A 21,674-nucleotide genomic window follows, 5' to 3' on the forward strand; every position below is an offset into this window, starting at 1 on the left:
CGCGTTCCAAGCTGAGCTAGAGATGCACCAATTCCAATTCGTCCAGCGCCGTTGCCCCCGCCGGTGATCCTCCCCGAGCTTGCTGGCCTGACTGCGGCCCGCCAGGCCGTTCCCGCTCCCTTGAGGCCCTGGCTCCCGGCGATTGGCCTGGGGCTGGGTGGCTGGGTGGCTACCGATGTCCTGCTGCGGCTCAGCCATCTGCCCCTTTCGCCTGGATTCACCCTGGCGGGGCTGGCTCTGGGGGCTTGGTGGCTGCGACGCCCCCGCCCGATTGGACCCCCTGCCACCGATGTTCCAGGCTGGCTGGAACGGCTGGAGCAGCTGCAGCTTCAGTTTGCCCAGCTGGAGGAAGAGGGGGCTGAGGCGCACCAGCTGCGGGCAACCCAGCTGGCCGCGTTGCGGGAAGAGTTGGCACGGCCGGGCCTGATGTTGGCCCTGGTGGGCACCCAGCCCCCGGGGGCGGAGCTTCAGCCTGCGCTGGTGGAGGCCCTGCGCGGGCCCGAAACCTTGCTGCTGCATTGGGCCCATCCGCTGCCCGCCTGGAGTGCGGCCTGGTCGTGGCCGCCGCTGTTTGAGGCCTGTGATGGCTTGATCCATCACCTGCGCACGCCCCTCTCCGCCGCCGATCTGCGCTGGCTGGAAGCCCTGCCTAGCGGCCAGCCGGCCTGGTTGTTGGTGGATCGCAGCAACCAGACCCAGGAGCCGCTGGCCGCCGAGCTGGAATCTCAGCTGGGGCCTGAATTGGCCCAGCGCCTGTTGTTCTGGGATGGACAACCCCAGAGCCTGGCGGCGAGCCTCGCTCCCTTGGCGCGGCAGCTGGCCAGCACCGCCCCGGCCCTGCGTCGGGACCGCCAGCTGCGCAGGTTGCAGCAGCTCCATGGCCGCTGGCAGAGCGATCTGGAGCGGCTGCGCCGCCAGCATTTTCTGCCGCTGCAGCGCCGCACCCAGTGGCTGGTGGCTGCCGGTGTGGTGGCGGCCCCCCTGCCGAGCCTCGATCTGTTGGTGCTGGCGGTGGCCAACGGGTTGATGCTGCGGGACATGGCCCGCATCTGGAACTGCCCCTGGACCCTGGAGCAGTTGCAGGCGGCTGCCACCGAACTGGCCAAGGCCTCTCTTGCCCTCGGGGTGGTCGAGTGGAGCAGCCAGGCCCTGGCCGGGGTGGTCAAGTGGCACGGCGCCACCTGGTTGGTGGGTGGGGCGATGCAGGCCCTCAGTGCCGCCTACCTCACCCGGGTGGTGGCCCGTGCCATGGCCGACATGCTCGCCCTTTCCGTTGGCGTGCCGGAACCGGATCTGGCCGCCATCCAACGCCAGGCGCCCCTGCTGGTGTCCCGAGCTGCGGAGGCGGAAAAGCTCGATTGGGCAGCGTTCCTTGAGCAGGCACGCCAGTGGTTGCGCAGCCAGTCGGCCGCGGGTCTGCCCGCCCCTGGGGTATGACGCCCTTGCTCGAGATGGATCAGCGGGTGGTGTTTGCCTTCTCGCTCACCCTGGCGGCAGGATTGTGCACGGGGCTCGGCAGCCTGCTGGGGCTGGTGTCGCGGCGGTTCAGCCCCCGGGTGCTCACCCTGTCGCTGAGCTTCTCTGCCGGTGTGATGATCTACGTCTCCTTCGTGGAGATCTTTCCCAAGGCCCGGGAGTCGTTGGCGCTGGGACTGGGGCCGGCCGCGGGTTACGCCGCCACCGTGCTGGCTTTTTTCGCCGGCATGTTGCTGATTGCCCTGATCGACAACGCCCTGCCCTCCCACAATCTGGCTCTCACGGATGGGGATCAGTCCGGCGTGAAGTCGCAAACCCTTTTGCGCACGGGTTTGTTTTCGGCGCTGGCGATTGCCATTCACAACTTTCCAGAGGGTCTGGCCACCTTTGTGGGGGCCCTCTCCAGCCCACGCCTGGGGATTGGCATCGCCATTGCCATCGCCATCCACAACATTCCGGAGGGGCTGGCGATCTCCGCGCCCGTGTATTTCGCCACCGGCAGCCGTCGCAAGGCCTTCTGGGTGTCGTTTGCGTCGGGCCTGGCGGAGCCGATTGGCGCCGTGGTGGGGTACCTGTTTTTGCGCCCCTACCTCGGCAACACCGTGATGGGTCTGGTGTTCGCCAGTGTGGCCGGGCTGATGGTCTACATCTGCCTCGATGAGCTGCTGCCGGCCGCCCAGCGCACGGGTGCCCACCATCACCTGATGATTGCGGGAGTGACGGCGGGGATGGTGGTGATGAGCATCTCTCTGGTGTTGCTGGCCTGAGGTGAACGCCCTTCCTGCCGATCGCACCACCCAGCAGCGCTGGCCCTGGTGGCCCCTGCTGCCGCTCTACCCCTACGGCCTCCGCCGCACCGTGGTGCGTGAGCTGATTCCCGAACAGGTCTGGAGTCTGGAGCAGCTGCAGGGGGTGTTCTACGTGGCGGTGCCGATCCGCATGACGGTGGTGCGGTTGCGCGCCGGGCTGATGCTCTACGCCCCGCTGCCGCCCACCGGTGAGGTGCGCGGGGCCCTGGCCGAGCTGGAAGCTCGCTATGGGCCGGTGCTCACGATCGTGCTGCCCACCAGCTCGGGCCTGGAGCACAAGTTGCCCCTGCCAGCCCTGGCGCGGGCCTTCCCGGCGGCGCAGGTGTGGGTGACCCCGCGGCAATGGAGCTTTCCCGTGCAGCTGCCCCTGAGCTGGCTGGGCTTTCCAGCCCAGCGCACTCGGGTGCTGTTTGAGCAGGGGCTGCCCCACACCGATGAACTGCGCTGGATCCCCCTGGGTCCGCTGGATCTGGGCCTGGGCACCTTCATGGAAGCGGCTTGCCTGCATTGCGCCAGCGGCAGCCTGCTGGTTACCGATGCCCTGGTGGCGATCAGCGCCGAGCCGCCCGAGCTGTTTGCCGCCGATCCCAGCCCCCTGCTCTTCCACGCCCGGGAGCGGGGTGACGACCCCCTGCTCGATACCCCTGAGCAACGCCGTCGCGGTTGGCAGCGCCTGGTGCTGTTTGCCTCCTACCTGCGCCCAGAGCCGTTGCAGGTGCCCGGCTGGCGGGAGCTGCTCTCCGGGCTGCTGGCCCCGGGCGTGCGGGAGAGCCGCGCCTATTTCGGGCTTTACCCCTTCCGCTGGCAGCAACACTGGCAGCAGGAATTCCGGCGGTTGGTGCCGGGCGAGGGCTCGGCCCTTCTGGTGGCGCCGGTGCTGGAGCGGTTGGTGTTCCCGCGCTGCCAGGCGGCTCTACTGGGCTGGATCCGGGCGTTGGCGGCTCATCCGGAGCTGCGCTGGCTGGTGCCGGCTCACTACGACGCGCCTGTCCCCTGCAGTCCTGAACGGCTCATGGCCCTGGCCGATGCGCTCGAGGGGCGTCCCTGGGCCCCGGACAACGGCAGCTGGGCCTATCTCGCTGGTATCGATCGCGCGTTGTTGCAGCTTGGGCTGGTGCCCAACCAACCGCTGCAACCCGAAGTGATGGAGCCAAGCCCGACGGAGTCGGATCGTTCGGAATCAGATCGTTCGCAATCAGACGAGGAGCGGCTCAGAGCCTGAGTTCACCAGGATCGGCGTCCAGCTCCGAATCCAGATCGCCACAGCCCAGCAAGCTGGTGTCAAGCTCCATGCGCTGCTCCATCTGGCGCAGGAAGTAACCGGTCATCATGGCGGAGGCCAGCAGGCCAGCCAGGTTGTCGCGGTTGGTTTGGATCTTCACTTCAAACTGCTCGCCGGGAAGCATGCCCAGCAGGCCTTGCACGTTGTGGCGAATGATGTCCTGAATGTCGCCGCTGGCCGAGCGCGCCACCCGTTGCAGCACATCCGGAGATTGCTCCTGGAGGTACTGGATCAGCGAGTTGCCGCTGATCGCTTCGTTGTCGGTGGTCAGGAACTCCGGGTTGAACATCGCCGGTGTGCGCTGCGTCCGGATTGCACCCTACCCCAGCTCTCCCGCTGCACCAGGGGGGTGGCCCAGGAGGGAGAACCGTAACCAGCCGAATCGGTTGAGCGGCCAGTAGCGCAGCACCGCCGTGCCGATCACCGCCGCTCGGGGCAGGGGGCCCCACAGGTGGGAATCCAGGCTGGCGTTGCGGTTGTCGCCCAGCACCAGCAGGTGATCCGGCGGCACCGTCAAGGGCTCCAGGTGGTAGTTCATCGGTTCGGCCGACCAATCCATCGGGGCTGGAGCACCGTTGCGCCAGAGCACCCCCTCGCGCACCTCCACCCGGTCGCCGGCTTCGGCCACCACCCGCTTGATCAGGGCGGCATTGGGGTCGTAGCCCGCCTCGAGCAGGGCCGGCGGCGGGTGGAAGACCACCACGGAGCCAATGGGCACGGGGCGATGCAGGCGGGCCCGCAGCTTCTCCACCAACACCCGGTCCTGCAGTTGCAGCGTCGGCAGCATCGAGCCGGAGGGGATCCAGCGGGGTTCCAGCACCGCCCAGCGCAGCACCAGAGCCAGCACCACCCAGGCCAGCACAGGCAAAACCTGACGGCGCAGGGCCTGCAACAGGCCGTTGGTGCTGCTGGAATTGCTGGGGGGCGTTGGGGCCAAGGGCGCAAGGGAGGATGGTTGCCCCATCCTGTATGGCCCCGGCTTGGAGTTGGCCCGTCGCAATCTGGAGGTGGCGCTACTGCTGCTCAGGACCCTGATGGCGCGGGGGCTCAGCCATGCCGTGCTTTGCCCCGGCAGCCGCTCCGGCGCCCTGGCCATGGCGGCAGGGGTGCTGGAGGGCCGCGGGCTGATCCTCCACACCGCTGTGGATGAGCGCTCCGCAGCCTTTTTTGCTCTGGGCCTTGGCCGGGCCTCGGGCCGGGCGGCTGCGGTGATCACCACCTCGGGCACGGCCGTCGCCAACCTGCTGCCGGCGGCGGTGGAAGCCGACTACGGCACCATTCCGCTGCTGCTGATCACGGCGGATCGGCCCGATCGCCTCAAGGGCTGCGGCGCTAACCAGACCGTCAATCAGGAGTGCTTCCTGGCGGCGAGTGTGCGCTGGCTAGGGCAGGGGGATGGCTCTGGCCTTGCCGCCATGGCCGATGGCGCGATCATCCAGTTGGCGGAAGCTGCCCTGCTGGCGACGGCGGCGACGGGCCAGCCGCCTGGGCCCGTGCACCTCAATCTTCCCTTCGAGGAGCCCCTCCACGCCGATGGACTCGCCCTGCTGGAGGCGGCTGATGGCTTGGAATGGCCCGAGTGCATTGGGCCCGAGTCGCTAGCGCCGGCGCCAGCTCCCCCACGCCCAGCTGGGGGGATGCCGCCCCCCGATCCGGATCGTCCCGGTGTCGTGGTGGCTGGGCCCTGGCGCGGCCTGCCCCAGCATTGGGATGCCCATGTGGAGGCGCTGCGCCGCTGGCAACGGCGCACGGGTTGGCCGGTGCTGGCCGATGGTCTGAGCGGTCTGCGCGGCCTGGCGGAGCTCGATCTGGTGGCCGGTTACGACCTGCTGCTGGATGGCTCGGATGTCAGCCTCCAGGCTCCTCAGGTGTTGCGCCTGGGGCCTCTGCCAGCGAGCCGCCGCTTGCAGCGCTGGCTCGCCGGCCTGGACGCGCAGCACTGGCTGGTGAGTGAGAGCGATCCGCGCGGACTCGATCCCCTGGGCACCGCCTGCCACCAGAGCGCAGCGGGCTTAGCGGCCTGGGTCGCCGGCTGGCCCCACGCCACCTGGCGGGGGCAGCCCAGCTCCGTGGCCCTGCAGCTGGCGGCGGCCTGGCGGCAGCGGGAGGACGCCTTGCAGGTGATGTTGAGCACGGTCCTGCCCCCCGGCAGCCCGGGGGAGCCGGCGCTGGCGCGTGCACTGGGGACTCTGCTGCCGGCGGGTCTGCCGCTCGTGATCGCCAACAGCAGTCCGGTGCGCGACTGGGAAAGTTTTGGCGACCCGGCGGCCCCAGCCAGGCCGGTTTACGGCTTCCGGGGCGCCTCTGGCATCGACGGCACCTTGTCGATCGCCTGCGGGGTGGCGGAAGCCTTGGGCCAGGCGGTGCTGCTCACTGGGGATCTGGCCCTGCTGCACGACAGCCATGGCTGGCTGTGGCGCCAGCAGCTTCACGGCCGCCTCACCGTGATCCTGATCAACAACGATGGCGGCGGCATCTTCGAGCAGCTGCCGATCCGCACCACGCCAGCCCAGGCCCTCGATTTTGAGCGGCTGTTCGCCATGCCCCAGCCGTTGGATCCCTTGGAGTTGGCGGCGGTCCATGGGGTGCCGGGGCGCAGGGTCCAGGCCGCTTCTGACTGGGAGCTCCAGCTGGCCTGGGCCCTGCAGCAGCCGTTGGCGCTGTTGGAGTGGGTCAGTGATCGGCGCGTCGATGCGGGCCGGCGGCAGGAGCTGCGCAGAATGGCCGCCGTTCCCGAGCTGCAGCCGTGACGGCCTCCTCCATCCCCTCGGCACCGGTGGCCTGGCAACCCGCAGGCTCCTACGAGGACATCCTGTTTGACCTCTGTGAGGAGGGCATCGCCCGCATCACGATCAACCGGCCCCACAAGCGCAACGCCTTCCGGCCGCGCACCGTGCAGGAGCTATGCGATGCCTTTTCGCGGGTTCGCGACAATCCCCGCGTCGGTGTGGTGCTGTTCACCGGGGCTGGCCCCGCCCCCGACGGCGGTTGGGCGTTCTGTGCCGGCGGCGACCAGAGCGTGCGCGGCGAGGGGGGTTACGTCGATGAGTCGGGTCTGCCCCGGCTCAACGTGCTCGATCTGCAGCGGCTGATCCGCAGCCTGCCCAAGGTGGTGATCGCCCTGGTGGCTGGTTACGCCATCGGCGGCGGGCAGGTGCTGCATCTGCTCTGCGACCTGAGCCTGGCTGCCGAGAACGCCGTGTTTGGCCAGACCGGGCCCCGCGTGGGCAGCTTCGACGGGGGCTTTGGCGCGGGGTATCTGGCCCGGGTGGTGGGCCAGCGCAAGGCCCGTGAGATCTGGTTCCTCTGCCGCCAGTACGGCGCCCAGCAGGCCCTGGAGATGGGCCTGGTGAATGCGGTGGTGCCCCTGGCGGAGCTGGAGGCGGAGGGGGTGCGCTGGGCGTTGGAAGTGCTCCAGCACAGCCCCACGGCGATTCGCTGTCTCAAGGCCGCCTTCAATGCCGAAACCGATGGCTTGGCCGGTATTCAGGAGCTGGCCGGCCAGGCCACCCACCTCTTCTACCGAACGGCAGAGGGCCAGGAGGGCCGCAATGCCTTCCTGGAGAAGCGCTCTCCCGATTTTTCTGACGCTCCCTGGTTACCTTGAGGACAAGGGGCTCGTAAGGGCGAGGGATAGACGTTGGCGATGGGGTGGCGGCGATGGGGTGGTGGCGATGGGGTGGTGGCGATGCGGTTGCTAGGCAAGGCCCTTGGGTTTGGGCTCCTGATGGTGACGGCTGGCATGCCTGGCCGGGCTGCCCCCGACCCTCCGGCTGCCGCGATCAGCTCCCCGGCTGCCGTGATCAGCTCCCCGCCTGCCGCTGCTGATCGCTATCTCGTGCTGGATCGACGTCAGCGCCGCTTGACGGTTTTTGAGGGGGGGCAGGAACGGCGCCGCTTTCCGGTGGGGGTTGGCCGCCCCGGCTGGGAGACTCCCGTTGGCCAGTTTTCGGTGATTGAACTGGCGGTGGATCCCACCTGGGAGCACCCCGCCACCGGTCGCCGCATCCCGCCGGGCCCTGCCAATCCTTTGGGCAGCCGCTGGATCGGCTTCCATCGCGATTGCAACGGCCGCGTTGGTTTCAACGGCACGGAGCACCTGGTGGTGAAGGGCTGCGTCAGTGCAGGCTTCCATGGCACCCCCCAGCGCGACAGCGTCGGCCGGGCCGTGTCCCACGGCTGCGTGCGCCTGCTGGATGAACATGTGCGCGAGTTGTTCGAGCTGGTGCAACTCGGCACCCCCGTGACGGTGCTGCCTTAGCGGCGCCCGTAGAGTTGCGCCCACCTCGGTGCACCAGGTATGCGGATCTTGTTTGCGGCGGCCGAATGCGCGCCGATGATCAAGGTTGGCGGCATGGGAGACGTCGTTGGATCGTTGCCGCCGGCCCTTGCTGCCCTGGGCCACGACGTGCGCATCATCCTGCCGGGATACGGAAAGCTGTGGTCGAAGCTGCAGGTGTCGTCCGAGCCGATCTGGCGCGGCCACACGATGGGCAACGACTTCGCTGTTTTTGAGGCGCGCCACCCCACCAATGGCCTCACCCTGTATCTGGTGGGCCATCCGGTGTTTGATCCGGAGCGCATCTACGGCGGAGAAGACGAGGACTGGCGCTTCACATTCTTTGCCAGTGCTACTGCCGAATTCTGCTGGCATCACTGGAAGCCCCAGGTGCTGCATTGCCATGACTGGCACACCGGCATGTTGCCGGTCTGGATGCATCAGGATCCGGAGATCAGCACCGTGTTCACCATCCACAACCTGAAATACCAGGGGCCGTGGCGCTGGAAACTCGATCGCATCACCTGGTGTCCCTGGTACATGCAGGGGGACCACACGATGGCGGCGGCGCTGCTCTACGCCGATCGCGTCAATGCGGTGTCGCCCACCTATGCCATGGAGATTCGAACGCCCCAGTACGGCGAGCATCTCGATGGTCTGCTGAATTTCATCAGCGGCAAGCTGCGCGGCATCGTCAACGGCATCGACACTGAAGACTGGAATCCGGCCGTTGATGCCACCCTGCCGGCTCGGTTCTCGGCCACCGATCTGGCCCCCCGGCCTGTCAACAAACAGGCCCTGCAGGAGCGTTTCGGGCTGGCGGTGAATCCCCGTTCCTACCTGCTGGGGATGGTGAGCCGACTGGTGGATCAGAAGGGCGTTGATTTGCTGCTGCAGGTGGCCGATCGGGTGCTGGCCTACACCGACAGCCAGATCGTGGTGCTGGGCACGGGCGATCGCACCTATGAAAGTGGGCTGTGGCAGATGGCGTCGCGCCATCCCGGTCGCTTCGCCGTGTTCCTTACCTACGACGATGCCCTCTCCCGGCTGATTTACGCCGGCAGCGACGCCTTCCTGATGCCGAGCCGCTTTGAGCCCTGCGGCATCAGCCAGATGTTGGCCATGCGTTATGGCTCGATCCCGGTGGTGCGCATGGTGGGCGGTCTGGTCGACACCGTGCCCCCCAACGATCCGCTGGCTGGTAGCGGCACCGGCTACGGCTTCGACCGTTACGAGCCAATCGATTTCTACACCGCGATCGTGCGCTCCTGGGAGGCCTACCGCAACCAGGCCAGCTGGCAGGACCTGCAGCGCAGGGCCATGGCCGTGGATTTCAGTTGGGCCCGCTCGGCCCTGGCCTATGACGCCATGTACCGCGATGTCTGTGGGGTCAAGGAACCAACGCCCGAGGCGTCCGATGTGGAGCGCTTCTCCCAGGGTCAGGATGCCGACCCCAGCCGCCGCGGCCTGGCGTCGCTGCTGAAGCGCCGTTGAATCCTCTCCGGTGACGCCCCCCCGTGACGCCCCCCGTGACGCGCCCCTAGACGCCGCAAGCCCTGCGACGGACTCTGCGCCCTATCCAGCTCCTTACGAGGAGCCATGGGGGCGCCTGGCGGGCGATCTGGGTGCCGTGGTGGCTAGTTCGGGCTTGAAGCTGCGCGAGCTCTGGCGTCGCAATCGGGAGGGGGATCTCTCGGTGCCGGGGTTCTGGCCCGTCTCCTTGGCCCCCCTGTTCTGGCCGCTGCTAGTGGCCCTGGGCCTTGCCCTTGTGTTGGCGCTGATCCTGCGTTTTGCGCCCGGTCAGCACCACGCTGCGTCAGGCGTTCAACAACCTGTTCAACAACCTGTTCAAGAACAAGGTCAACAACAGGTCCCATCAGCCCTGTCACAACCTGTTTCCAAGTCTGTTTCACAAGCTGTTCAACAGCCTGGCCAGCAGCGTGCGGCGAATGTGCTCCAGCCCCCATCGCAGTCCCCATCCCCGCCCCAGTCGCCGCCCGAACCGCTGCTGGAGCTCGATCCCCTGTTGGCCCTGCTCGCCGAAGACGACCCGCAGGCCTGCATCGCCTCGGCCCGTCCGCACCCGCAGGCGAGCCGCCTCGATCTGGAGATGGCCGCCGCCTATCAGGCTTTGCTTCCGGAGCGCCGCCAACAGCTGGCCGACCACTGGCTGCAGCGCAGCCGGGAGCTGGGCTACGAGCGGTTGCGGTTGCTGGATGGCAGCGGCACGGTGCTGGGCCAGGCGGCCCGGGTGGGGAGCGGCATGGTGCTGCTGGAGCTCTCCCCAGAGCCTCAGGCATGATCCTGGGCGTCGTCTCGCCCCGCACCGATGACCTTGCGCCTGGCCCAGCTGCAGGAGCTCTGGGGGATCCCCACGACTGGCTCCTTATCGGCCGCGCAAGCCGCAATCACCCTGGCACCCCAGGCGATCTGCACCGACAGCCGTCACCTCGCCCCCGGCCAACTGTTTGTGCCACTGGTGGGCGAGCGCTTTGACGGCCACACGTTTCTTCCCGCTGCCCAGGAGCTGGGTGCCGCTGCTCTGCTGGCCCAGAACGGCCATCTCGATCTCGCTAGCCAGGAGGCGCTGATTGGGGAGGCCACCAAGGCGGGCGTTCCCCTCTGGCTGGTGCCAGACACCCTGCTGGCCTACCAGCAGCTCGCGGGCCTGTGGCGCCAGCAGCTGCCGGCGCAGGTGGTTGCGGTAACCGGTTCGGCTGGCAAAACCACCACGCGGGAGTTGATCCGGGCCGCCCTGGCTCCCCTGGGGGCGGTGAGCGCCTCCAGGGGCAACAACAACAACGACATCGGTGTCCCCCTGACGCTGCTCCAGGCCAGCTCCAACGACGCGGCTGTGGTGGTGGAGATGGGCATGCGGGGTCTGGGCGAGATCGAGTGCCTCAGCTGCTGTGCGCGCCCCGACGTGGCGGTGATCACCAACATCGGCACGGCCCACATCGGCCGGCTCGGCAGCCGCGAGGCGATCGCTACCGCCAAGTGTGAGATCACCGCCGGGCTGCGGCCCGATGGCGTGGTGGTGATCCCAGCCGGGGATCCCCTGCTGGATGCGGCCCTGGCGCGGGTGTGGCAGGGCCGGGTGGTGCGGATCGCCCTTGAGGGCGAAGGCCATGAGGCCCAGGCCGATTGGCTGGGCCGTCTGGATGCCAGCGGGGAGACGCTCGCGGTGGCAGGGGTTGTGGTGGAGGTGCCCCTGGAGGGGATCCACCACGCCCGCAATCTCCTGCTGGCCCTCGCTGTGGCGCGGGAGCTGGGGCTTGACCCCCACCGCTGGCAGCCCTTGCAGGTGGATCTGCCCGGAGGTCGCAGCCGGCGACTGGAGCTGGGTGGGGTGCTGGTGCTCGATGAGACCTACAACGCCTCACCGGAGGCGGTGCTGGCCTCGTTGGATCTTCTGGCCCGGCAACCCGGTCGCCGTTTTGCGGTGCTCGGCACGATGCTCGAGCTGGGCGAGCAGAGCCTGCACCTGCACCGGCAGGTGGCTGAACGGGCCCGCCAGCTGGGTCTGGATGGCCTGGTGATCGTCGATGGGGGTGAGGAAGGGGCTGTGATGCTGGAGGCTGCCAGTGGTCTGACCCGGCTGGAGCGGGTCGCGACGCCGGAAGCTGCGGCGGCTCAGCTCAAGGGCTGGCTGGCTCCTGGAGACGTGCTGCTGCTCAAGGCGAGTCGCGGCGTGGCACTGGAGCGGTTGATTCCCCTGCTCCAGCAGCAGCGCCAGCACCTGGCTGATCCGTCATGATGGCTGTGGAGCAGCATTTCACGATGTTGTGCCTTCGGGCAGAGGCCCTGGGTGGTGGTTCACTCGGGGCCTTTCCTTTGTTGAGCGATCGGACCTGGCTCAGCTGAGATACCAGCGCAGCAGCGCCGTCAGCTGGCCCACCATGCCCTTACCCGTGAGCAGTTCGCCGGCGATGGCGGCGGCAAAGCCCAGCATCGCCACGCGTCCGTTGAGCAGCTCCACTCCGGCCAGAGCTTTGGTGTTCCACGGTTTGGGGCTGGTCATGCTGGCGCCAAAGCGCTCCACCGGCTCGTACAGAAACTTCGATTGGTCGGAGTTTTCCGGTAGGTCGGAGTTCTCCGGGCGATCTGCGTTGTTCAGGCTCATGGGCGGGGACCTGTCCAGTTTTCCTTGACCAGCTGGCGGGCCCGGCCCAGGGCCAGCGCCCCATCGGGGACATCCTTGGTGATGGTGGATCCCGCCCCCACCGTCACGTTGCTGCCTAGCCGCAGGGGCGCCACCAGCACCGAGTTGGCACCGGTCTTGCTGCCGGCCCCCACCACCGTGCGGTGCTTGCGCATTCCGTCGTAGTTGGCCGTAATCGTGCCGGCTCCCACGTTCACCCCCGCGCCCAGGTCGGCGTCGCCGATGTAGCTGAGGTGGTTCACTTTCACGCCGCTGGCCAGGCTGCTGTTTTTCACCTCCACGAAGTTGCCGATGTGGCACTGCTGGCCGAGTTGGGTGCCCGGGCGGAGTTGGGCAAAGGGCCCGATGGCGCAGCCATCGGCTACCTCGGCCTGCCGCAGGACGGAGTGGAGCACGGAGACGTTAGCGCCCAGTTGGCTGTCTTCAATCAGGCAACCGGGGCCGATGCGGCAGCCATCGCCGATCGCGCTGGTGCCGCGGAAATGGCACTGGGGTTCGACCACCACATCGCGGCCGAAGCAGGTGCCCTCACTGAGGGTGCAGCTGGCGGGGTCAACGAAGGTCACCCCTTCGGCCATCCAGTGATGCCGCAGGCGCTCCTGCAGCACGGCCTCGCACTGGCTGAGCTGGAGCCGGTCGTTGATGCCGGTGATCTCATCGGCGTCGTCCACCTCCCGGTGCATGGCCGGGTTGAGCATGGCCACTGTGTCGGTGAGATAGAGCTCGCCCTGGTCGTTGTCGGTGGTGAGCTGCGGCAGCACCGCCGACAGCTGCTGCCAGTTGAAGCAGTAGATGCCCGCATTGGTGAGGGCGTTGCGGCGTTGCTCGTCGTTGCAGTCGCGGTGCTCCACGATGGCGCTCACCTGTCCATCGGGGCTGGCAAACACTCGGCCATAGCCGCTGGGATCGGCCAGCCGGGCGGTGAGCAGGGTGACGGCGGCGCCGCTGCTGCGGTGCTGCTCCAGCAGGGCGGCGAGAGTTTCGGGGCGCAGCAGGGGCACGTCGCCATTGAGCACCAGCAGATCGCCGCGGAAATCCCGCAATGGCTCCAGCAGCTGCTGCACGGCGTGGCCCGTGCCGTTCTGGGGCTGTTGCAGCACAAATTCCAGGCCGCTGTGCCCCTCCAGTTCCTGTTCCACCCGTTCAGCCTGGTGGCCCACGATCAGCAGGCGGCGGTCGGGCTGGAGGTGCTCACAGCTGGCCAGCACCCGCTCCACCAAGGTGGCGCCGGCCAGGGGCTGCAGCACCTTGGGCAGGGCGCTCTTCATGCGCGTGCCCTTCCCGGCAGCCAACACGGCAACGGCAAGCATGGACAGGTGCAAACGGCTGGGCCGGAATCTACGCGGGCTGCTTCAGGGGGCAGGCTGGTGCAGGCGGGCCAGATCGTCCCAGAAGCCTGGGTAGGACACGGCCGCCGCCTCAGGGCGGTGCAGCTGGCTAGCGCCGGCGGCAATGCCCGCGGCCACCGCCAGGCTCATCGCCACCCGGTGGTCGGTTTCGCTGTCGACCGTGGCGCCGCGGAGCTCGGTGATGCCCGTGATCGTTATACCGTCTTCGAATTCCTCAATCCGGGCCCCCATCGCCCCCAGTTGGCGGGCCATCACCGCCAGCCGGTCGGTTTCCTTCACCCGCAGTTCCTCGGCATCGCGGATGCGGCTGGTGCCTTCAGCGCAGCAGGCCGCCACGGCCAGCACGGGGATTTCATCCACCAATCGCGGAATCAGGTCGCCGCCGATCTCAAAGGCCCGCAGGGGGCCATGGCTCACCTGCAGATCCCCCACCGGCTCGCCGGCCACATCGCGGGCATTGATCACCGTGATGTTGGCGCCCATCTGCTCAAGCACCTCGAGGATGCCGGTACGGCTGGGATTGAGGCCCACGTTCTCCACCGTGAGCGCGGCGCCGGGGGTAATCGCACCGGCTACCAGCCAGAAGGCGGCGGAGCTGATGTCACCGGGCACCACCACGCTCTGGCCGCGCAGGGTCTGGCCTGGCGTCAGGGTCACCACGGTGTTCCCCGCGCCGCCCACCGTCAGGTCGGCCCCGAAGGCCCGCAGCATCCGCTCGCTGTGGTCGCGGCTCTGGGCCGGCTCAATCACGCTGGTGGGCCCCTCTGCGGTGAGGGCGGCCAGCAGGATGGCGCTCTTCACCTGGGCCGAGGCCACCGGCGTCTCGATCGTGGTGCCCTGCAGCGGCTGGCCCAGCACCGCCAGCGGGGCGAAGTTGCCGTCCTTGCGGCCATGAATCACGGCGCCCATCGCGGCCAGGGGCGCCCCCACCCGCCGCATCGGCCGGCCCCGCAGGGATCCGTCGCCGGTGAGCACGAAGTGGCGCCCCGCCCGGCCCGCCAGCAGGCCGAGCATCAGCCGCATCGTGGTGCCGGAGTTGCCGCAGTCGAGCACGTTCGCGGGTTCCTGGAGCCCATCGAGGCCTACGCCTTGCACAGTCACCGGCTCGCCGGCACGGATCTCCGACACCGTTACCCCCATGGCCCGCAGGCAGGCGGCGGTGCTGAGTGGGTCTTCGGCGGGCAGTAAGCCCTCGATGCGGGTTGTGCCCTCGGCGATGGCGCCGAAGAGGAGCGCCCGATGGGAGATGGATTTATCGCCCGGCACCTGCACCGAGCCGCGCAGGCTGCCGCCGCCGCGGAGCTGCAGGGGGCTGGAGGCGGTAGTGGTCTCAGCCACGGGCAAGCAGGGCGCTGGTGCGGCGATCCTATGGAGTGTGCTTTCCCCCGCCGATGGCCTGGCTCCTGTCTCTGCTGCTCACCCTGTTGCTGGCTGTGCCCGCCTGGGCCGCGGCTCCTGACTCCCAGCAGCAGCCTCTGCAGCGCGATGCCTACCTCTGTGAGGGGGATCCGCTGCAGGCAGAGGTGTTTGCGGGGGCCGTGGATGCGCCTGGGATCGCCAACATCAGCGTGGGCACGCCACCGGGTGCCTTTGTCGTGCTCCGCTGGCGCGGTGTGAGCCTGCAGCTGCCGCGCACCAACAATGCCGGCGCGCCCAGTTACACCGATGGCCGCTGGTGGTGGAGCGCGGTGGACCCGGAGCACCCCGAGTTCAGGCAGCGCCGGGGCGGGGTTGAGCGTTACGGGTGCGAGCGGGGGGAGGCAGGGCCCTGGTCTGACTAGCGTCGATGAGCTGCTCCGTTGTGTTGATCTTGGCGCCGCTGGCCCTGGTGGCCTGCCTGCTCCTACTGGTGCTGTGGCCCTCCTGGCTGATCCGCCTGGTGCTGCAGCCGCTGCTGCCCCAGGTGCTGTTCTGCGCCGGCGGTCGGCGCCGGCAGCTGGCGATCACCATCGACGACGGCCCGAGCTGGGCGGAGCAGCCGGGCGATCCCACCAGCCTGCAGCTGCTGGACCTGCTCAGGCGCCTGCAGGTGCAGACCACCTTCTTTGTGATCGGCGAGCACCTGGAGCGGGGGGCGCCGCAGTTTGTGGCGCGGGCCCTGGCGGAGGGCCACAGCATCGGCAACCACCTGCAGCGCGATCGGATCTCCGCCTGCCTGGACGGGCCAGCGTTCATCGAAGAGCTGCTCAGCACGGAGCAATCCCTGCAGCGGGCCGCTGCGCCCCAGCCGTTGCCGCTGCACTGGCTTCGCCCTGGTGGCGGCTGGGTGCATCCTCCGATGCTGCGCCGGGTGGAGGCCTATGGCTATCGCACCGTGCTCGGGTCGGTGTTCCCCTGGGACACGTTCCATCCGCCGCTGGCCTTTCAGCGTTGGTTTGTAGGCCGCAATGCCCATCCCGACGCCGTTCTGGTGTTGCACGACCGGCCTGACACCATCGCTGCCACCCTCGGCACGCTGGCGGCTGTGGTGCCGGAGCTGCAGCGCCGGGGCTACAAGTTTGTGGGCCTGGATCAGTTGGTGGCGGATGACTGCGTTGAGGACGCTTAAGGGGGGTCTTCGCGTTCGTTGCTGCAGTCGTTGCCCATGGGTCCACTGGGGAACGTCCTTCAGCAGTTCAGCGTTCGGGCTCGATGGTCTACCCCAGCAGTAGCCCCGCTTCGCTGTTGGCGCTGGCTTCGGCGCTGCGCAGATCGAAGAGCAGGTCTTCGAGGCTCAGGTCTTCCAGCGCCTTGAGCCGGGCCCGCTCCAGTCGCCGCTGCAGGGCCTCGGTGACCTGATCGGCTGGCGAGACCTCCTGGCCAACAATCGGGCCCGTGCCGATGTCGCCCCATTGCAGCGCAGCCCCTTCTCCCAGCCCGGCCAGCACCGCAGCCAAGCTGATCTCCCGCGCTGGCCGTGCCAGTTGGTAGCCACCCTGACGGCCCCGGCGCGCCACAAGGAGTCCATGGCGCCGCAAGCGCAGCAGCAGTTGCTCCAGCATCGGCTCCGGCAGCTGCTGCGTCTGGGCCAAGGCGTGGGTCGACTGCCACTGCAAGGGGTGGGCTGCCAGCTCCAGCAGGGCCTTGAGGGCATGGCTGGCCTGACGCGACAGCATCAGACCCGCGCCGCGAGCCGTTCCAGCACGTGCTCCAGGGTGTAGCCAAACAGCGCCGGATCGGGCTCCGTGGTGCCCACATCCGCCAGGCCCAGCTCGGCCCAGCGGGCATCGATGCGCGCCTCCAGCTCGGCTGGTCGGCCCAGAGGCTCACCCCAGGGGTGGCGCTTCTCCGGGCCGATCTTGGTGGTGGCATCGATCGCCAGCCGGCCGCCCAGGCCCAGCCGCTCGCTGGCGAAGTCGAGCGTGTCGAAGGGGGTGTCCTCGAGCACGAACAGATCCCGCTGGGGATCCACCTGGGCGCTGATCGCCCAGATCACTTGGCGTGGGTCGCGGATGTTGATGCTCTTGTCGACCACCACCACAAATTTGGTGTAAGTGAACTGAGGCAGGGCGCTCCAGAAGGCCATCGCCGCTCGCTTGGCCTGGCCGGGGTAGGCCTTGTCGATGGCGATCACGGCCAGCTTGTAGCTCAGGCCCTCCATCGGCAGGAAGAAATCGACGATCTCCGGGATCTGCTGGCGCAGGATCGGCGTGTAGATGCGATTCAGGGCGATGGCGAGCATCGCGTCTTCCTTGGGGGGCCGGCCGCTGAAGGTGGTGAAGTAAATCGGGTCGCGCCGCTGGGTGACGCACTGGATGCGCACCAGGGGTGAATCCTCCACGCCGCCGTAGAAGCCCATGTGGTCGCCAAAGGGCCCATCGGCCAGCTCCTCGCCCGGCGTGATCGTGCCTTCGAGCACCACCTCGCTGTGGCTGGGCACCTCCAGGTTGACCGTTTTGCACTTGGCCAGCCGCACGCCTTCACCCGCGTAGAGGCCGGCAAACAGCCACTCGCTCAGCTGCACCGGAATCGGCGTAGCCGCCGCCATCACCAGCAGCGGGTGCACGCCAATGGCGATGGCGATCTCCAGCTTCTTGCCCATGGCCGCCGCCTTGCGCAGGTGGCGGGCGCCGCCGCGCACGCTCAGCCAGTGCACTGTGAGTGAGTTGATGCTCTGCTGCTGCTGCCGGTACACGCCCACGTTGGGCGTGCCGGTTTCGGGGTCCTTGGTGATCACCAGCCCCAGGGTGATGATCCGGCCCCCATCGCCCGGCCAGGGGCGCAGCAGCGGCAGGGCATCGAGGTTCACCGCTTCCCCCTTGAACACCTGCTGGCGGCAGGGGGGGGTGAGATCGAGATCGGGCCGGGCCTTGAGCACATCCAGCAGCACCGAGCCAAACCGCACCGCCTCGCGGGCGCCCTTGGGAGGGCGAGGCTGTTGCAGCAGGGCCAGGCGCTCGCCCAGGGCCTCGAGCTCCTCGGGTCGCTCCATGCCCAGGCTCCACAGCACCCGTTCCTGGGTGCCGAGCAGGTTCACTGCCACCGGCATCGACGAGCCGATGACGTTTTCAAACAGCAATCCCGGCCCGCCGGCCGCCAGTACCCGATCGGCGATCGCCGCCAATTCCAGGTCGGGATCCACCGGGGCAGTAATGCGGCGCAGGGCGCCACGGCTCTCCAGCAGCTCCAAGAAACCGCGCAGGTCCCGGCGGCTGCGCTGGCTGAACACGGGCGCGGCCATGGGGGCAGACATCAGGTCATTCCAGTCAAACCACTTTGACGGATGCCCCTGATTACTGTGGCGCTCCTGAGCTGTCGCAGCGCCCGTGCTGGTTTCCTACTTCCACACCTCCGAGTGCGTTCCGGTCCTGAATGTTGCGGCTGCAGGCGGGCCCGATGCAGCCGGTTTGCCTGATGCAGCCGTGGTGATCGATGTGCTGCGGGCCACCACCACCATCGCCTGGTCGCTGCAGAACGGCGCCGAGGCGGTGGAGGCCTTTGCCAGCCTGGATGAGCTGGAGGCGGCCGCTGCTGCCTGGCCGGCCGAAAAGCGGCTGCGTGCAGGCGAGCGCGGTGGCCAGCGGGTGGAGGGCTACGACCTGGGCAACTCGCCCCTGGCGGTCACTCCCGAGCTGGTGGGGGGCAAGCGGATCTTCATGAGCACCACCAACGGCACCCGCTCCCTGGCGGTGGTCAAGCCGGTGCCGCTGCTGTTGACGGCCTGCCTGCCGAACCGCACGGCGGTCGCCCGGCGTCTGCTCGAGCACGACTGCAAACGGGTGTGGATCGTCGGCAGCGGCTGGGAGGGTGATTACTCCCTGGAAGACAGCCTCGCCGCCGGTGCCGTGGCTTCGGCGGCCATGGAGATGGCCGTGGCACCCCACATCGGGGTGAGCTGCGGCAACGACGAGATGTTGGCGGCTCTGGCCCTGTGGCAGCAGTGGCGCCACGATCCGGAAACCGCCCTGCGCTCCGCCAGCCACGGCCAACGCCTGATCGGCCTGGGCAACCATGACGCCGATTTCGCCTGCTGCGCCGCCATTGACACCCTGAAGATGGTGCCCTTCCAGGCGGAGCACGGGGTGCTGAAGGCCAGCTGAGGGTCCCTAGCGCCCCTTGGCAGTTCCCCTACAGTTCGCCCGTTCGCTTTGGGCAGTCGGTGAGCAGTTTTCTGGCGGCAGCTGTGCAGCTCACCAGCACGCCCGATCCGGATGCGAATTTCGCCGCTGCCGAAGAGCAGATCGAATTGGCAGCCCGCCGCGGCGCCGAACTGGTGGGTCTGCCTGAAAATTTCGCCTTCATGGGGGATGACGAGCGTCGTCTGGAGCTGGCGGCCTCTCTGGCCGAGCGCTGCAGTCGCTTTCTGGTCACCATGGCGCGCCGCTATCAGGTGACCTTGCTCGGGGGCGGCTTTCCGGTGCCGGCCGGTCCCGGCCAGACCTTCAACCGGGCTGAGCTCGTGAGCACCGAAGGCCAGCTGCTGGCCCAATACGACAAGATTCACCTGTTCGACGTTGACCTTCCGGACGGCAACACCTACCGGGAATCGGCCACCGTGCAGCCCGGCAACCAACTTCCGCCGGTGGTGGATGTGCCAGGGCTGGGGCGGGTTGGTCTCTCGATCTGTTACGACGTGCGCTTTCCGGAGCTCTACCGCCATCTCGCCGCAGCGGGAGTGGATGTGTTGATGGTGCCGGCGGCCTTCACCGCCTTCACCGGCAAAGACCATTGGCAGGTGCTGCTCCAGGCCCGCGCCATCGAGAACACGGCCTACGTGCTGGCACCGGCCCAGACCGGGTTGCACTACTGCCGGCGCCAGAGCCACGGCCATGCGCTGGTGATTGACCCCTGGGGCACGGTGCTCGCCGATGCCGGTGTCGGTGTCGGTTCGGCGGTGGCCCCGATCGACCCGGGCCATGCCAAGCGGGTGCGGGCCCAGATGCCCAGCCTGGAGCACCGCCGGCCGGCCCTGTTCTGACGCTCCTGATGCGTTGGCCTGTCAGCGTCAAGTGGACATCAGCCCTGGCGGCCCTGGCCTTGGTGCTGGCGGATCTGCCGGCCTGGGCGTCGTCGCTGGCGGCCTGGCGCATCACCCGCGCCGGCCAACTGGAGCTGCGCACCAGCCTCGATGTGCGTCCCCAGGCGTTTTTTGAAGCGGGATCAGCTTTTCGGGGGCCACGGGTGTGGGTGGATCTGCCCGGCGCCCCGTCCCGCACCCGCACCGTTCGGGGGGGTGGCGCCGTGCGGGAGGTGCGCATCGGCCGGCCCGATGGCTTCACCACCCGCTTGGTGCTGGAGTTTGCCCCCGGCACCCAACTGGATCCGGGTGGGCTGAGGCTGGTGGGCACCGCCCGGGACCGCTGGCGGATGGAGTTGCCGGGGCTGGCCAATCAAACGGGCCTTGGTCTGGGAGAGGGCGATCTCGACGCCGTCAGCCGTGCTGGGTGGGATCGGGGGAGCCCGTTCCCCACCGCCAGCACACCCCTGTCGGCGGATGGCCTGCCGGTGGTGCCCCGGGGTCGCTTCAAGGTGGTGATCGATCCAGGCCACGGCGGGCCCGATCCTGGGGCCGTGGGCATCGGCGGCCTGCGGGAAACCGATGTGGTGCTTGATGTCTGTCTGCAGATGGCCCGGTTGCTGCAGGCTCGCGGCGTTCAGGTGCTGATGACCCGCACCTCTGAGGTGGACGTCGATCTCCCCCCTCGGGTTGCCTTGGCCAACAGCAGTGGCGCCGATCTGTTTGTGAGCGTGCACGCCAATGCCTTGAGCATGGCGCGCCCCGATGTGAACGGCATCGAGACCTTCTACTTCGAGGGGGCGGGGGCCGCCTCGCGCCGTCTGGCGGGGGCACTGCAGCAGCAGATGCTCGCCATTTCACCTGGCACACCTGATCGGGGCGTGCGCACGGGCCGCTTCTTCGTGATTCGCCGCACGGTGATGCCTTCGGCCCTGGTGGAGATGGGTTTTCTCACCGGCGAGCTCGATTCCCGCCGCCTCGCCGATCCCGATTACCGCCGGCGCATGGCGCTCGCCCTCTCGGCTGGGATTCTCAATGCCCTGCAGGACCGGCCATGAGTGCATTGGTAGGACTCTTCGACAGCGGCCTCGGCGGGCTCACGGTGCTGCGCCGTCTGCAGGAGCGCTATCCCCACTCCTCCTGCTTGTACCTCGGCGACACGGCCCGGGTTCCCTATGGCCAGCGCAGCGTGGCCGACATCCGCGCCATCGCAGCCGAGGTGGTGATGTGGTTGCGGCACCAGCAGGTGGGCGTGCTGGTGATGGCCTGCAATACCTCCAATGCCCTGGCTCTGGATGTGGCTGTGGCCGAGGCCGGCGTGCCGGTGGTGGGGTTGATCGACAGCGTGGCGGCCGATCTGGATAGTGAGCGCGTGGGTGTGCTCGCCACCCCCGCCACCGCCAGCAGCGGCGCCTACCGCCGGGCGATCCATGCCTGCCATCCCCACGCTGAGGTGCTGGAGGTGGGCTGCCCGGCCTTTGTGCCCCTGATTGAGGCGGGGGATTTGCAGGCTCCGGCCGTGGAGGCCGAGGCGCTGGCCTACCTGGCTCCCCTGCTGGCGGCCGGCGTCGACACGGTCGTGCTGGGCTGCACCCACTACCCGATGTTGCGCCCGCTGCTCACGGCCCTGCTGCCTCCCCACGTGCGGCTCGTCGACCCAGCGGCTTCCGCCGTGCGGCGGCTGGGCCCCTTGCTCGCCAGCATGGGAGGGATGCCCGAAGGAGAGTTGTCAGGTGTGGATGTGGTCCCACCAGCCCAGCGCACCCGGGTCTGCGTGAGCGGTTGCGCGGAAGCCTTCGCTGATGGGGCCAGCCGCTGGCTGGGCTATCGACCGTCGGTGGAGCGGGTCGACCTGCGGTCGGTCGGCTGAGCCTTCTAGGA

The 21,674-nt window shown here is 68.5% G+C and carries 22 protein-coding genes; 15 read left to right on the plus strand and 7 right to left on the minus strand.

The features are described from left to right. Positions 1 to 120 precede the first annotated feature (120 nt). The 3 genes from KBY70_RS02415 to KBY70_RS02425 are packed head-to-tail and all read left to right on the plus strand — an operon-like array spanning position 121 to position 3,507. Positions 121 to 1,437 carry a YcjF family protein gene (locus KBY70_RS02415; protein WP_094559636.1) on the plus strand — a complete coding sequence of 439 codons (1,317 nt, stop codon included), beginning with the start codon at positions 121 to 123 and terminating at the stop codon, positions 1,435 to 1,437. Beyond that, positions 1,434 to 2,243, plus strand: coding sequence for a zinc transporter ZupT (zupT, locus tag KBY70_RS02420; protein ID WP_198953834.1), 810 nt, complete (start codon positions 1,434 to 1,436; stop codon positions 2,241 to 2,243). The genes KBY70_RS02415 and zupT overlap by 4 nt, the downstream gene beginning before the upstream one ends. Position 2,244: 1 nt before the next feature. Continuing rightward, positions 2,245 to 3,507: a DUF4336 domain-containing protein gene (locus tag KBY70_RS02425; protein ID WP_254987261.1), complete on the plus strand. Its 1,263-nt coding sequence runs from the start codon at positions 2,245 to 2,247 to the stop codon at positions 3,505 to 3,507. Here the strand turns inward: KBY70_RS02425 and KBY70_RS02430 are convergent. Both KBY70_RS02430 and lepB read right to left on the minus strand, forming a co-directional pair. Further along, positions 3,497 to 3,856, minus strand: a complete 360-nt coding sequence (locus tag KBY70_RS02430) for a DUF760 domain-containing protein (protein ID WP_094559513.1) — start codon at positions 3,854 to 3,856, stop codon at positions 3,497 to 3,499. The two genes, KBY70_RS02425 and KBY70_RS02430, sit on opposite strands and share 11 nt — an antisense overlap. Before the next feature lie 30 nt (positions 3,857 to 3,886). Next, positions 3,887 to 4,504, minus strand: a complete 618-nt coding sequence (gene lepB / locus KBY70_RS02435; RefSeq protein WP_233128454.1) for a signal peptidase I — start codon at positions 4,502 to 4,504, stop codon at positions 3,887 to 3,889. A 43-nt stretch (positions 4,505 to 4,547) separates the two neighbouring features. On the opposite strand from lepB, the gene menD reads away from it, so the two are divergent. The 6 genes from menD to murF all read left to right on the plus strand — a co-directional run bounded on the left by menD (position 4,548) and on the right by murF (position 11,603). Then, positions 4,548 to 6,317: a 2-succinyl-5-enolpyruvyl-6-hydroxy-3-cyclohexene-1-carboxylic-acid synthase gene (menD, locus tag KBY70_RS02440; RefSeq protein WP_254987262.1), complete on the plus strand. Its 1,770-nt coding sequence runs from the start codon at positions 4,548 to 4,550 to the stop codon at positions 6,315 to 6,317. Continuing rightward, positions 6,314 to 7,174: a 1,4-dihydroxy-2-naphthoyl-CoA synthase gene (gene menB / locus KBY70_RS02445; RefSeq protein WP_094559516.1), complete on the plus strand. Its 861-nt coding sequence runs from the start codon at positions 6,314 to 6,316 to the stop codon at positions 7,172 to 7,174. The genes menD and menB overlap by 4 nt, the downstream gene beginning before the upstream one ends. Before the next feature lie 39 nt (positions 7,175 to 7,213). Beyond that, entirely contained in the window at positions 7,214 to 7,828 is a 615-nt protein-coding gene (locus KBY70_RS02450) for a L,D-transpeptidase (protein ID WP_254987263.1), read from the plus strand. A 39-nt stretch (positions 7,829 to 7,867) separates the two neighbouring features. Continuing rightward, positions 7,868 to 9,340: a glycogen synthase GlgA gene (gene glgA / locus KBY70_RS02455; protein WP_254987264.1), complete on the plus strand. Its 1,473-nt coding sequence runs from the start codon at positions 7,868 to 7,870 to the stop codon at positions 9,338 to 9,340. A gap of 457 nt (positions 9,341 to 9,797) precedes the next feature. Continuing rightward, positions 9,798 to 10,148 (plus strand): hypothetical protein, encoded by a 351-nt coding sequence (locus tag KBY70_RS02460; protein WP_094559518.1) that lies wholly within the window; start codon positions 9,798 to 9,800, stop codon positions 10,146 to 10,148. Between the two features lie 27 nt (positions 10,149 to 10,175). Further along, positions 10,176 to 11,603, plus strand: coding sequence for a UDP-N-acetylmuramoyl-tripeptide--D-alanyl-D-alanine ligase (gene murF / locus KBY70_RS02465; protein WP_254987265.1), 1,428 nt, complete (start codon positions 10,176 to 10,178; stop codon positions 11,601 to 11,603). A gap of 99 nt (positions 11,604 to 11,702) precedes the next feature. Here murF and KBY70_RS02470 read toward each other — a convergent pair whose 3' ends face one another. From KBY70_RS02470 to aroA, 3 genes are read right to left on the minus strand one after another with little or no spacing between them, the layout of a single operon-like run. Further along, the gene (locus KBY70_RS02470; protein ID WP_254987266.1) at positions 11,703 to 11,969 is read right to left on the minus strand and encodes a chlorophyll a/b-binding protein; all 267 of its coding nucleotides are present in this window, start codon (positions 11,967 to 11,969) and stop codon (positions 11,703 to 11,705) included. Further along, complete coding sequence (gene glmU, locus KBY70_RS02475) at positions 11,966 to 13,318, minus strand: bifunctional UDP-N-acetylglucosamine diphosphorylase/glucosamine-1-phosphate N-acetyltransferase GlmU (RefSeq protein ID WP_254987267.1); 1,353 nt, start codon at positions 13,316 to 13,318, stop codon at positions 11,966 to 11,968. The genes KBY70_RS02470 and glmU overlap by 4 nt, the downstream gene beginning before the upstream one ends. 42 nt (positions 13,319 to 13,360) lie before the next feature. Continuing rightward, positions 13,361 to 14,695: a 3-phosphoshikimate 1-carboxyvinyltransferase gene (aroA, locus tag KBY70_RS02480; RefSeq protein ID WP_254987268.1), complete on the minus strand. Its 1,335-nt coding sequence runs from the start codon at positions 14,693 to 14,695 to the stop codon at positions 13,361 to 13,363. A gap of 53 nt (positions 14,696 to 14,748) precedes the next feature. Here aroA and KBY70_RS02485 point away from each other — a divergent pair, with 53 nt between their 5' ends. Both KBY70_RS02485 and KBY70_RS02490 read left to right on the plus strand, forming a co-directional pair. Continuing rightward, positions 14,749 to 15,138: a hypothetical protein gene (locus tag KBY70_RS02485; protein WP_094559522.1), complete on the plus strand. Its 390-nt coding sequence runs from the start codon at positions 14,749 to 14,751 to the stop codon at positions 15,136 to 15,138. Between the two features lie 5 nt (positions 15,139 to 15,143). After that, positions 15,144 to 15,905 (plus strand): polysaccharide deacetylase family protein, encoded by a 762-nt coding sequence (locus tag KBY70_RS02490; protein ID WP_254987269.1) that lies wholly within the window; start codon positions 15,144 to 15,146, stop codon positions 15,903 to 15,905. Positions 15,906 to 15,993: 88 nt separating this feature from the next. Here KBY70_RS02490 and KBY70_RS02495 read toward each other — a convergent pair whose 3' ends face one another. Beyond that, complete coding sequence (locus KBY70_RS02495) at positions 15,994 to 16,452, minus strand: Rrf2 family transcriptional regulator (RefSeq protein ID WP_254987270.1); 459 nt, start codon at positions 16,450 to 16,452, stop codon at positions 15,994 to 15,996. Next, the gene (locus KBY70_RS02500; protein WP_254987271.1) at positions 16,452 to 18,017 is read right to left on the minus strand and encodes a UbiD family decarboxylase; all 1,566 of its coding nucleotides are present in this window, start codon (positions 18,015 to 18,017) and stop codon (positions 16,452 to 16,454) included. Before KBY70_RS02500 ends, KBY70_RS02495 begins: the two co-directional genes overlap by 1 nt. Positions 18,018 to 18,102: 85 nt before the next feature. On the opposite strand from KBY70_RS02500, the gene KBY70_RS02505 reads away from it, so the two are divergent. The 4 genes from KBY70_RS02505 to murI are packed head-to-tail and all read left to right on the plus strand — an operon-like array spanning position 18,103 to position 21,663. Continuing rightward, positions 18,103 to 18,876: a 2-phosphosulfolactate phosphatase family protein gene (locus tag KBY70_RS02505; protein ID WP_254987272.1), complete on the plus strand. Its 774-nt coding sequence runs from the start codon at positions 18,103 to 18,105 to the stop codon at positions 18,874 to 18,876. A 59-nt stretch (positions 18,877 to 18,935) separates the two neighbouring features. Further along, entirely contained in the window at positions 18,936 to 19,754 is an 819-nt protein-coding gene (locus tag KBY70_RS02510; protein ID WP_254987273.1) for a carbon-nitrogen hydrolase family protein, read from the plus strand. A gap of 8 nt (positions 19,755 to 19,762) precedes the next feature. Then, positions 19,763 to 20,851: an N-acetylmuramoyl-L-alanine amidase gene (locus KBY70_RS02515; RefSeq protein ID WP_254987274.1), complete on the plus strand. Its 1,089-nt coding sequence runs from the start codon at positions 19,763 to 19,765 to the stop codon at positions 20,849 to 20,851. Next, positions 20,848 to 21,663 carry a glutamate racemase gene (gene murI / locus KBY70_RS02520; RefSeq protein WP_094559527.1) on the plus strand — a complete coding sequence of 272 codons (816 nt, stop codon included), beginning with the start codon at positions 20,848 to 20,850 and terminating at the stop codon, positions 21,661 to 21,663. The genes KBY70_RS02515 and murI overlap by 4 nt, the downstream gene beginning before the upstream one ends. The last annotated feature ends 11 nt before the right edge of the window (positions 21,664 to 21,674 follow it).

This window comes from Cyanobium sp. ATX 6E8, from assembly GCF_024346335.1.
GTDB lineage: Bacteria > Cyanobacteriota > Cyanobacteriia > PCC-6307 > Cyanobiaceae > Cyanobium_A.